At 44.7% G+C, this 12,657-nt stretch carries 10 protein-coding genes; all 10 read left to right on the top strand.

The window, feature by feature from the left end; translation table 11 throughout:
- The first annotated feature begins 42 nt into the window (after positions 1–42).
- Positions 43–198: a 50S ribosomal protein L34 gene (rpmH, locus tag BM257_RS01355; RefSeq protein WP_004336902.1), complete on the top strand. Its 156-nt coding sequence runs from the start codon at positions 43–45 to the stop codon at positions 196–198.
- 141 nt (positions 199–339) lie between these two features.
- Positions 340–1,029: a PASTA domain-containing protein gene (locus BM257_RS01350; RefSeq protein ID WP_092067461.1), complete on the top strand. Its 690-nt coding sequence runs from the start codon at positions 340–342 to the stop codon at positions 1,027–1,029.
- Positions 1,026–2,084, top strand: a complete 1,059-nt coding sequence (locus tag BM257_RS01345; protein ID WP_092067459.1) for an RluA family pseudouridine synthase — start codon at positions 1,026–1,028, stop codon at positions 2,082–2,084. Before BM257_RS01350 ends, BM257_RS01345 begins: the two co-directional genes overlap by 4 nt.
- Positions 2,085–2,144: 60 nt before the next feature.
- A complete protein-coding gene (locus BM257_RS01340; protein ID WP_092067457.1) occupies positions 2,145–3,137 on the top strand; it encodes a D-alanine--D-alanine ligase in 993 nt (330 codons plus the stop codon).
- 33 nt (positions 3,138–3,170) lie between these two features.
- Positions 3,171–4,346 carry a 1-acyl-sn-glycerol-3-phosphate acyltransferase gene (locus BM257_RS01335; protein ID WP_092067455.1) on the top strand — a complete coding sequence of 392 codons (1,176 nt, stop codon included), beginning with the start codon at positions 3,171–3,173 and terminating at the stop codon, positions 4,344–4,346.
- A 12-nt stretch (positions 4,347–4,358) separates the two neighbouring features.
- The gene (locus tag BM257_RS01330) at positions 4,359–5,051 is read left to right on the top strand and encodes a NigD1/NigD2 family lipoprotein (protein WP_092067453.1); all 693 of its coding nucleotides are present in this window, start codon (positions 4,359–4,361) and stop codon (positions 5,049–5,051) included.
- A gap of 391 nt (positions 5,052–5,442) precedes the next feature.
- Positions 5,443–8,730 (top strand): SusC/RagA family TonB-linked outer membrane protein, encoded by a 3,288-nt coding sequence (locus BM257_RS01325; RefSeq protein ID WP_092067451.1) that lies wholly within the window; start codon positions 5,443–5,445, stop codon positions 8,728–8,730.
- Positions 8,731–8,758: 28 nt separating this feature from the next.
- A complete protein-coding gene (locus tag BM257_RS01320; RefSeq protein WP_092067450.1) occupies positions 8,759–10,609 on the top strand; it encodes a RagB/SusD family nutrient uptake outer membrane protein in 1,851 nt (616 codons plus the stop codon).
- 27 nt (positions 10,610–10,636) lie between these two features.
- Entirely contained in the window at positions 10,637–12,139 is a 1,503-nt protein-coding gene (locus tag BM257_RS01315) for a hypothetical protein (RefSeq protein ID WP_143096699.1), read from the top strand.
- A 123-nt stretch (positions 12,140–12,262) separates the two neighbouring features.
- A complete protein-coding gene (locus tag BM257_RS01310; protein ID WP_092067446.1) occupies positions 12,263–12,466 on the top strand; it encodes a DUF6722 family protein in 204 nt (67 codons plus the stop codon).
- The last annotated feature ends 191 nt before the right edge of the window (positions 12,467–12,657 follow it).

The following is a 12,657-nucleotide window of genomic DNA, read 5'->3' as shown; positions in this document are numbered from 1 at the left end:
GTCCGAAATTGAGTAATAACAATAAAATAAAGATAAAAAACAATGAAAAGAACATTTCAGCCACACAATCGCCGCCGCGTGAACAAGCATGGTTTCCGCGAGCGTATGGCAACAAAGAATGGTCGTCGTGTATTGGCTTCCCGCCGTGCGAAAGGTCGCAAGAAGTTGACTGTTTCTGACGAGCATCACGGAAAGTAATCTCCGTTTTTAAAGGAGTAAATGGAAGAAATGTCGGGAGTAACCATAAGGTTAGCTCTCGATTTTTTTTGTCGATTATTTGGCATTGTCGATTATTCTTTGTATTTTTGCCGTTTAGAACGTGAAGTTTATAATAATATAATGAACGTGAAGGAAATTTGGAAAAAGATAGCCAGCCAATATGTGCTTCTCAACCTGTTTGCCATGGCAGTCGTTGTCGTGCTGTTCTGTGTCGGTGTGAAGTATGGACTGGATATATATACCCATCATGGTGAAGGGATTGATGTCCCGGAGTTGAAAGGGATGACTTATCATAAGGCACGGCTGCTATTGGAGGAAGAAGGGCTGAATATCGTGGTCAGCGATTCTGGCTTCCAAAAGACATTACCTGCAGACTGTATTCTTGCTCAGACGCCAGGGTTTGGTACGAAGGTCAAGTCTGGTCATACTATTTACGTGACAGTCAACTCCCCGTCGTCGCCCACCTTTGCGATACCTGATATCGTTGATAACTCTAGCTATCGTGAGGCAGAGGCAAAACTGATGGCGATGGGATTCCGTTTGACAGAGCCTCAGAGGGTGGTAGGTGAGAAAGACTGGGTCTATGGTGTTGTCTGTCGGGGCAGAAGAGTGTCAAACGGTGACCGTGTCCCCATAGACTTTCCTTTGACGTTGCTGATAGGAACAGGCTCGTATGATGAGGATGATGCGGCATTAGATGAATATGTGGATCCCACCTATGAGGCAGATCCGACGGAGGGCATTCATGAGGTCCATGAGGGTAATCCTGCCGGCGAGGTGGATGATTTTGTAGAAGTTACAGCACCATGATAGAGGAGTTGGATGAAATCACTTTGATGGAGGATGACGAGGGACAGGATAACCTGTATGAGCACCTTCGGATGGAGGTGGATCGTGGTCAGCAAGCCGTTCGCATTGACAAATATATGTCGGAGCATGTGCAGCATTCTTCCCGCAATCGCATTCAAAAAGCGGCAGACGCAGGATTCATCCAGGTTAATGGTAAGCCCGTCAAGAGTAATTATAAGGTTCGACCAGGGGATGTGATAACTTTAATGCTCGATCGTCCCCATTATGATACGACGATAGAGCCGGAGGATATTCCGTTAGAGATTGTCTATGAAGACGATCAGTTGATGGTCATCAACAAACCTGCAGGGATGGTGGTGCATCCTGGTTGTGGCAACTTCCACGGAACATTAGTCAATGCCGTAGCATGGCATCTGCGAGATCTGCCAACTTATGATCCCAATGACCCGTCCGTGGGACTGGTACATCGTATTGATAAGGATACCAGTGGACTATTGGTAATAGCCAAGACACCAGAGGCGAAGACAGAATTAGGAGCACAATTCTTCAATCATGATACGCATCGCAGCTATCATGCCTTGGTCTGGGGGAACTTCTCGGAAGACACCGGGCGTATTGAAGGGAATATCGGACGTGATCCTAAAGACCGCCTTCGGATGGCAGTATTCCCCCCAGGGACAGAGGTCGGCAAGAGTGCCATTACCCATTATAAGGTGTTGGAGCGTTATGGTTATGTGACTTTGGTGGAATGTCGTCTAGAGACAGGACGGACTCATCAGATTCGAGCCCATATGAAACATATTGGGCATCCGCTCTTCGGTGATGAACGCTATGGGGGGACAGAGATCCTGCGAGGCGAACGTACTGCCTCCTATAAGGCGTATATCCAAAACTGTCTCAAACTCTGTAACCGTCAGGCACTGCATGCCAAGACGTTAGGCTTTGTCCATCCTGTTACTGGTGAACAGATGGATTTTACCTCTGAACTTGCCGAGGACATGGCGGCACTTATTGAGAAATGGCGGCACTATAGTCGTAATACTGAAATATCGTAATCTCGACATATCGAGATGTCGAAATATCGTAATATCGAAATATTGAAAAAAGAAAATAATATGAAGAATTTAAAACGTGTGATAGCCATCGTCTGTGGTGGTGACTCTTCTGAGCATGATGTGTCATTGCGCTCTGCCCAGGGTCTGTATTCGTTCTTTGACAAAGAGCGGTATGATGTGTATATTGTGGATGTGAAGGGACAAGACTGGCTTGTGGAACTGCATGACGGTACAACGGCTAGAATCGACCGTAACGATTTCTCTTTTATTGAGGATGGAATAGCAAAACGCTTTGACTATGCCTATATCACCATTCATGGTACTCCTGGTGAGAATGGTATCATGCAAGGCTATTTCGATTTGGTAGGTGTTCCATATAGCACCAGTGGCGTCTTAGTGGAGGCAATCACGTTTGATAAGTTTGTCCTTAATCAGTATCTGCGTGCTTATGGTATCCTTGTGGCAGACTCGTTGCTGATTCGCAAGGGCTATGAGGAACTCGTGAGCGATGATGAGATAGAACAGCGTATCGGTATGCCTTGTTTTGTCAAACCTGCCACTGATGGCTCATCTTTCGGTGTGTCAAAAGTGAAGAATGCCGATCAACTTGCCCCTGCCATCCGTAAGGCGATGATGGAAAGCTCTGAGGTGATGGTGGAGCAGTATCTGAAAGGTACAGAAATAACCATGGGTATCTATAAGACAAAAGAAAAGGCTGTTCCTTTCCCCATTACGGAGGTTGTCACTTCGAATGAGTTCTTCGACTATGATGCGAAGTACAATGGACAGGTGAAGGAAATTACACCGGCACGCATTAGTGAAAGTTTGACACGCCGGGTTGGTGAGATAACTAGTCATATCTATGACATCCTGCATTGTAATGGCATTATCCGTATTGATTATATCATATCTCCGGAAGGTAAGATATACATGCTGGAGGTGAACACTACTCCGGGCATGACTCCTACCAGTTTCATACCTCAGCAAGTAAAAGCCGCAGGGCTCTCCATGACGGAAGTACTGACGGATATTGTGGAGAACCAGTTTTCTTAGATTAGAGTGTATAGTAGATAGTTTGCTGCCGCCATGGATAGGAAGGAGTTTGATGAGATTCGCCCATACGAAAGAGGGGAGATGAAGCAAGCATTTGAGGAACTGATAAACGATCGTCAGTTCTCTTTGTTGCTGAAGGGGTTTGTGCCTTGGTTGCCGAAGGCTGTTCGCAACGGACTATTGCGCCTTGCCTTCATCGGGGTGAAGACACCCTTGGATTTCCAACTTCGATTCATGAAACCTGTCGTTTGGCATTTCGTCCGTAAATATACGGATGGACTCAGTTTCGAAGACTCTAATATCAACTCTCATCTAAACGAACGTTATACGTTTGTCTCCAACCATCGTGATATTGTTCTTGACTCTGCTTTTCTGGATGTGTCGCTCAATAAGAAGGGCTATCCGACTACGGTGGAGATTGGTATTGGAGATAATTTGTTGATTTATCCTTGGATTAAGCGACTGGTTCGCATGAACAAGGCTTTTACTGTCCGTCGTGGACTGACTGCCCATGAGATGATGCGCAGCAGTCAGTTGATGAGTAGCTATATCCATTATGCCGTAACACAGAAAAAGGAAAATATATGGATTGCCCAGCGAGAAGGAAGGGCAAAGGACTCTGATGACCGTACCCAGGAGTCGGTATTGAAAATGCTTGCCATGGGAGGCGACTTAAAAGAACTCAACATCGTGCCTTTGACCATCAGTTATGAGTTTGATCCATGTGACTATCTGAAGGCACAGGAGTTCCAGCAGAAAAGAGACAATCCTAACTTCAAGAAGAGTAAACAGGATGACCTCGATAATATGAAGACGGGTATTTTCGGTTATAAGGGCAGGGTACATTATCAGTGTGGTACTCCAATCAATGAATGGATTGATGAATTACGGGACCTTCCCAAGAATGAGTTCTTCAAGGCTGTTGCCCAGCGTATGGATCTGGAGATCCATCGCCACTACAGCCTCTATCCCTGTAACTATATCGCATTGGATCTTCTTGAGAATGCGGGTGTCTCTAGTACTGGTTCTCCTGAAAATACTAGTCTTGCTAGTCATTACACTCCTTCTGATGTCACTCGCTTTGAGGAATACCTATCCGCACAACTGGCGAAGATCAAAATCCCCAATAAGGATGAGTCGTTTCTGCGTGAGCGGATGCTGACCATGTATGCCAACCCTTTACGGAACTTTTTAAAAGCAAAAGAGTAAAAAGAAAAAACGATGAGTATTAGGAAACATATCATAAAATGGATGGCAATGACTGCCTTACCTTTTTACTTTTTTATTTTTTTACTCCTTTCCTGTACGACGGACAGTTATGACAAAGGACAAGGCAAGTATTCATTGATGCAGGCAGAACTGGTTGATCTCTCCATCAATAGCGAAAAAGAAGCGACAGCTTTCACGTTAGATGACGGCAACCGTTTCACACTGACTCCCTATGCTACAGCAAAATGGATAGAGACGGCAGACACTACCTATCGTGCTGTCCTTTATTATAATCAGGTCAGCGAGACAACGGCGGAGCCTGTCTCCCTTGGTGCTGTTCCTACATTGCGTGCCGTTAAGCATTGGCAGTTGGGACAACAACCCGAAGATCCGATAGGAATAGAGAGTGCCTGGCTAAGTAAGAATAGGAAATACCTGAACCTCGGACTTTTGCTCAAGACAGGACAAGCAGACGATAATGACGGCACACAGAAGGTTGCACTTGCCCAAGACACCATCCGTCATAATGATGACCAGACATGTACGGCTGTTTTTCGGTTACTTCACGACCAGTGTGGTGTTCCCCAATATTATACCAGTCGTCGTTTTATCAGTATACTTCTTCCTGATACTGTTAAACTCGATACGATTCGTTTGACCATCCCTACCTATGATGGTCAATTGGAACGTATCTTCCTTCCATAATTAAAATAATATTATTAAGGTACGCGCGAAAGATACTTTCGTGCTATTTACGCAAATTGTCAAATTTACACTTATTGGCTAAAAAGTGTTGAAATCGTTAACAAAACTATCGAAAAACAGCAAAAAAGCAAAATAGTATCAAAATTTGTCAAATAAAGATAGCTTCATTTCGTAAAAAAGTTTTATTTTTGCACCGTGAAAAAAACATTCACGTAAGACCGTATAATTACTATTAATATATAATTAAAATTGAAACCATAACTAGTATAACAAAGTAATTAGCATTCTGCCATTGCGGGTCCTAGGGGCTTGGCGTGGAAGGGGATATGTTCTCCACTCAAATAACCTAAAAATGTATTTATTCAAATCAATCTAAGAAAAATACCTAAGTATGAATCAAAAAATCAGAAAGACTGCGCTGCTGATGGGTGCATGCTCTCTTATGAGTATGTACTCACCTGTAATGGCCGCTAATCCCGATGCTTCGGTGGAGGCTGTTCAGCAGACAACGAAGAAGGTCACGGGTACCATTAGTGACTCTCAGGGTCCCGTGATTGGTGCAAGTGTTGTTGAAAAGGGAACCACCAATGGAACGGTGACCGATTTCGACGGTAACTTTACACTTAACGTGAAGCCAGGTGCTACTTTGGTAGTCTCCTACATCGGCTACACTACTCAGGAAATTGCCGTAGGCAATCAAGCAAACTTTAACATCACCTTGAAAGAGGACAATGCCCTTTTGGACGAGGTGGTAGTCGTAGGTTACGGTGTCCAGAAGAAAAAGCTGGTCACTGGTGCTACCGTTCAGGTAAAAGGTGAGGACATCGCCAAGTTGAATACCACTAACGCACTGACCGCTATGCAGGCAAGCTCTCCTGGTGTGAACATCACCCAGAGCTCTTCTCAGCCTGGTAAGGGTTTCAAGGTAAACATCCGTGGTGTCGGTACAATTGGTGAGTCTTCTCCATTGTTGATTATCGATGGTATCAATGCTGGTACCGCAGACGATGGTCTGAATGGTCTGAATCCTAACGATATTGAGAGCATCGACGTGCTGAAGGATGCTGCTTCCGCAGCCATCTATGGTGCTCGTGCTGCCAACGGTGTTATCCTGGTAACCACCAAGCAAGGTAAGGAAGGTAAGTTGTCTATTCAATACGATGGCTTCGTAGGCTGGTCAAATGCCTATAAGGTTCCTGGACTTCTTTCAGCACAGGACTATATGAGAGTTGTCAATGAGACAAACTTCAATACCTATGGAACAGCAACAAACTGGGGTGCAATTGTTCCTGCAAATATTCTCTCACAGGTTGAGAACGGATGGACAGGTACCGACTGGTTCAAGGAGTATGAGAATAAGAATGCTCTCCAGTTCAGCCATGCAGTAACACTGAGTGGTGGTTCTGAGCGTTCAAAGTTCTCTATGAGCTTGAACTATAGCTCTAACGAGGGTATCATGGGTGGTGACAATGCCTCCAGCTATAAACGTTATGGTGGTCGTATCAATTCAGAGCATATTGTCCTGAAAGGTAAGGACCTGATCGGTGAGGAACATGCACTGCTGACTGTCGGTGAGAACGTTTCTTATTGGTATCATAAGAGTCACGACCTGCCCGAAGGTAACGGCTATTGGAACATCATGCAGGCAGCGTATACAGCATCTCCATTGGTAAAGCCATATAATGAAGATGGTTCTTTGGCAAGTTATGCTGCAAACCACGCTGGCTATAGTGATATGATTTATAGTAACCCATTAAATCACTTTATGAATGGTGGCTTCAACTCTCTCAATAAGAGCCGTGATTTTGGATTTGGTGCTACCATCTACTGGATTGTTGAGCCTATCAAGAACTTGAGATATCGTGGACAGTTCAATACCGGTTTCAGTGGAAGTAACTATCGTGGTGTTTCATTACCATATAGCCAGAGTTCAACAAGTGCAAGCGGTAACTATGAGATGTCTATGAATCAGAGTGAGAGCTCTAGTTTCACTATAGAGAATACTTTGTCTTATATTCTTCCTAAATTAGGTAAGCACACCATCGACGTACTGATTGGTCAGAGTTTCGAGCGTTCCAACTGGAACACATATATGAATATGGGATTCAAAGTTTCTGAGGAAGATTTGAACTCTATGGTATTGAACGGTTGGGATTATAATATTCCTTCCAACTATGATCGTACAACCATGTCAAGTCATTCTGGTTATGATAATCCAAGACTAGGAAGCATCGCTTCTTTCTTCGGTCGTATCAACTGGAACTATGATGAGAAATATATGTTGACGGCTATTCTCCGTACCGATGGTAGCTCTAACTTCGCCAAAGGTCATCGCTGGGGTACCTTCCCCTCTGTATCCGCAGGTTGGGTGATTACCAATGAGCCTTTCATGGCAAAGACAAGTAAATGGTTGGACTTCTTGAAGATTCGTGCTTCATGGGGACAGAACGGTAACTGTAAAATAAATAACTTCTACTATCTGTCAAATATCGGTTTCTCTCCTACAGATTATCCTGACTATGGTTACAAGTTCTCTAGCGATATGAACACCACAGTAAACAATACTGGTAGCTATGTAACTGGTGCATACGCTAAGAACGTACCTAATGAGGATGTTACTTGGGAGACCTCTGAGCAGTGGGACCTCGGTCTTGATGCCCGTTTCCTCAATGGTCGCCTGGGTTTGAACTTCGACTGGTATGTGAAGAAAACCAAGGACTGGTTGGTACAGGCTCCTATGAACGAGGTGCTTGGTTATGAGGAACCCGCTATGATCAATGGTGGTGATGTGAAGAACACTGGTGTTGAGATTGCTCTCTCTTGGCGTGACAAGATTGGTAAGGACTTCAATTACCATGCAAATGTAAACATTGCTACTAATAAGAATAAGGTAACACGCCTTGCAGCAGCAGGCGGTAAGATTGGTACAGATGTCTCAAGTGCATTGTTCCAGAACTCTTCATACGTTTCATTGGTAGAAGAGGGACATCCTATCGGTTTCTTCTATGGAATGTCTTATAGTGGTATCTGGCAGAACCAAGCTCAGATTGATGCAGCACGTGCTGCTGGTCAGGCTGTGCTTGACGGTGCTGTTCCTGGTGATCCTATCTGGGATGATAATGATAAGGATGGTACCATCAATTATGACAAGGATCGTCATGAGATTGGTCAGCCTCATCCTACAATGACCCTCGGTGTTACCCTTGGCTTTGACTGGAGAGGCTTTGACTTTGGTGTTACTGGTTCTGGTGCATTTGGTCATAAGATCATGCAGGCTTATCGTACAGCCCTGCTTGCAAACCAATACCAGCAGTACACAACAGATGTCTTTGACCGTTGGCATGGTGAAGGCACTAGCAATACACAGCCTCGCCTGACGGTTGGTTCTGTTGCGGATCAGTGGGTTTCTACCCGTTATATGCATAAAGGTGACTACTTCAAGATTCAGAATATTACATTGGGTTATGACTTCTGCAAGCTTTGGAAGTCTTCTCCATTCCAGCAGTTGCGTCTCTATGTGCAGGCTCAGAACCTTGCAACCATTACTGGTTACAGTGGCGTAGATCCTGAATGTGGTGCTAACGGTGGTGGCAATAATGCAAACTGGGTACGTGGTATCGATGTAGGTTTGTATCCAACAGCACGTACATGGATTGTCGGTGCAAGCATTAAGTTCTAATTCAAAACATAAATAAGAATAGAAGAATATGAAAAAGATATTTTTAATGGCAATCGCAGCCGCATTCACACTTGCTTCTTGTGATGGTCAGCTCGATTCCTCCAATTATACAGAGGCAAACACTGGTAACTTCCCAGCATCAGCTGCTGACCTGAACGCAGAGTTGGCTGCCTTGTATGGTGTGATGAACCAGTTCAGTATTGATCCTCTACAGACACCTTGGTTTGTCAGTCATATTATGTCTGACGATGCCAATGGCGCAGGTGGTACTGGTGACGTAGAGTCACACGCTATCGGTCACTTGATGGCTAATAAGGAGTCTCTTCTTGACAATGCCTGGCACTGCACATTTGTTGGTATTGCTCGTGCCAATGCTATTATCTATGCTGTTGACGCTTTTGACTGGACAGGTCAGGAGACTACCCGTAACCAGTTGTTGGGTGAGGCATACTTCATGCGTGGTCTGTTCTATCTCTGGGGAACTCAGTTCTGGGGAAATATTCCAGCCTACTGGGCATCAGCAGCTCCAAATCCATGCCCACAGCAGGATGCTGAGACAGTGATATTCCCACATATCCTTGCAGACTTTGTCTCTGCGGCTAATCTGATGACTCATGGATACACCACTCGTGGTGACGGTCACGCTACTAAGGGTGCCGCAGAGGGTTATCTGGCTCGTGCCTATATGTTCTATGAGGGTTTCTACAAGAAAAAGGGTGAGCTTGCTACAGCAACTCTTGAGGATGTGGAACTTCCAGATCAGGAAGGTGTAACGGGCGCTTTGACAAAGGCACAGGTTGTAAGCTACCTGGAGGATGCTATCAATAATGGTGGTTATAGCCTTGTAGATGACTTCCGTCGTTTGTGGCAGTACACCAACGAGCTGTCTGCTCCAGACTATCCTTTTGTTGCTGACCTTGCTGCTGCTAAAAAGTATTGGGCTGGTAACGATAACCCTGAGGAGATGTTCCAAGTGCAGTATGTGAATCTTGGTAACTGGGTAACAGGTGCAGCTATCGGTATGGGATTCTGTAACCAGGTGGCATTGTACAGCGGTCTGCGTTGTGACGACAATGGTGCTGGTGTTTCTAATGGTACTGCTGCCTCTATTCCTTTTGGACAAGGTTGGGGACAGGGTACTATCAATGCCAATTTGTGGGATGACTGGCCAGACAGTGACCCACGTAAGAAAGCAACCATCCTTGACGCACCGGCAGAGTTGGGCGAGGGTACAGGTTTTGTATTCACAACTACTTGCTCTGAGGATGCCGGATATTACAATAAGAAATGGATTACCGTTACATGTGCTCGGTCAACATTTGACACGAATACTGATGCTTATACTTGGTGGGGCGTTTATCGTAAGGAGAAAGTAGGTGTTGCCAACAATAATGGTAACTCTTTCCAGGGTGACCACTTTAATGACATCATCCTGCTCCGTCTTGCGGATGTGATGCTGATGCACTCTGAGTTGACAGGTACTGCTACTCAGATGAACAAAGTACAGGCTCGTGCTGGTGTTGCACAAACCGGTTATTCATGGGCAAACATCAAGAATGAGCGTCGATGGGAGCTTGCCGGTGAGGGTATTCGTTTCAATGACTTACGTCGTTGGTCTGGTAAAGATGGTGGTGAGAGTTGTGAGGCTGCTAAAGCTCTGCAGCGTCAGGAAGGCTCTCGCGTAAACTATACCGGTAGATGGACCACTATGCACCATGCTGCTTCTTCTTGGGCAAAACGCTATGCTGCTACCAATGGATTCCTGCAGATACCTCCTGCACAGATCTCAATTACCAACGATGAGGAAGTGTTGAAGCAGAATGCTGGATGGGGTGCTGATGTCGCAGATGCTAATATGAGCGGTACACCTGTTTATTAATTGATAAAAATAAAAGAGAATAACAATATGAAAAAATCAATATTATTGTTCGCAGTAGCACTTGGGTTGCTTACCGCTTGTAATCCTCAGAAGGAAGAGGGCAGTATGGGAGTAACCAATATCAGTGCTGACCAGCTGCTGGCTAACTCAACTTTTGAGCAGTATTCTGATGCTGATTGTACTACACCTGCCGCAGATGGTAACTATATTAAGTTTAACTGTCCGAATGTACAGGCTCTGACCATCTTCTACCTGAAAGCTGATGGTAGTGAGCAGGTCTTGTCAAGTGGTAAGTCTGGTGGTGTATTCAATTTCACTCCAAAACGTGGTTCAGACCCATTGCAGACTGTTTATTTCCGCTATGTTAATCAAAATGGTGAAGAGGTTGTCGCCTCCAAGGAATTCACTCTTCTGGTAGCTGCAGACCTTGCCCCGGAGATTAAGTATCTGGCAAGTAATCAAGGCATCAAGAAATGGAAGTGGGATCTTTCTGTTAATGGTCAGGCATGGGGTAATTTTGCTTATGCTATGGGCAATGGTCAGGATTTTGCCGAAACTGGTGCTAACCAGTGGTGGGGTTGTACCCCAGACATGCTTTGGTCGAAAGAGGAAGGCGGTCAGTATGGACATACTGATGGTGATGATTCAAAAGCTGGCGAAGGCGACTTTAACGCTTACATGACCTTTAACGAGGACGGAGACATTGCCACCTATGATGCAACAGGAAAAGTTCTTCGTTCTGGTACGTATAAGGTTCTTAACTATGACGGCAGTCGTCATGAGGTTGGTGGTAACCCATGGGATCTTGGTACGCTGTCAACATCAGATCCTGTCATCATGTATCCTTACATGATCAACGGTCATGGTACAACGGTTACAGACTTTGAGATCTTAGGTCTTAATGACGACAAGTTAGTATTGGTCTATCCTGGAAATGCATCAGCTGGTTCATGGTCAGAGGCTACCTTCTGGCGTTTTATCGCTGTGGAGAACGAGGATCTGATCTCTAAGGATTGGACGTGGGATCTTTCAATGAACGAACAGTGCTGGGGTAATTTTGCTTATGCTATGGGCAATGGTGAAAACTTCGCTGAAAAAGGTGCTGACCAGTGGTGGGGTTGTACCCCAGACCTTCTTTGGTCGAAAGAGGAAGGCGGTCAGTATGGTCATACAGATGGTGACGACTCCAAGGCAGGAGAAGGTGATATTAAAGCTTACATGACTCTTGACGATTCAGGTAAGATCACTACTTATGATGCCAATGGAACAGCATTGCGTTCTGCAAATTACACATTAGAATTATTTGGTACTCGTGCGGATGTTGGAGGCAATCCATGGAATATTGGTACTTTAACTACAACAGCTCCTGCAGTGATGTACCCATATATGATTAATGGTCATGGTACAACAGTTACTGAGTTTGAGGTCTTGAATCTTACTGGTACAAGTCTGGTTCTGGTATATCCAGGTAATGCAACTCCTGGTTCATGGTCTGAGGCAACCTTCTGGCGCTTCACCAAGAAAAAGTAATTTAAAATCCCTCTATAACATTCCGCCCTGCATCGCAACCCGATGCGGGGCGGTTTAGTTTACCTTTCCCAAGTTTTTCAGGGAAAGTTTGGAGGATTCAGGAAATATACTTATCTTTGCAACATGAAAAAGGAATTCGGGAAGTGGTTAATGGATATTGCAAAGTATATGGTTACTGCTTTGTTATTATCAACCATCTTTGCCGACATGGCAGAACCTATCATTATTTATATGGTAGTTATACTCTCTGTAATCGTCTTAGGATTTGGACTATATTGGGTAAATGAAGGTGAGAATGAAATTAATAAAAGGAGTAAGAAAAAATGAATACATTAATTGTTGCGGGATCAGTAGTGTTGATTGCTATTATTGGAACCATTATTTTGAAGTATAGAGATCACAAATTGGCAGAATGATATAGCATAAATCACCAATCCCTCTATAACATTCCGCCCTGCATCGCAACCCGATGCGGGGCGGTTTCTTCTTACATATATTTTTTAAAACCCTTGCAATCG

It is taken from the genome of Prevotella sp. tf2-5 (assembly GCF_900115435.1).
GTDB lineage: Bacteria > Bacteroidota > Bacteroidia > Bacteroidales > Bacteroidaceae > Prevotella.
The sequence above is the reverse complement of the archived record's forward strand: the minus strand, read 5'-3'. Positions and strand labels throughout refer to the sequence as shown.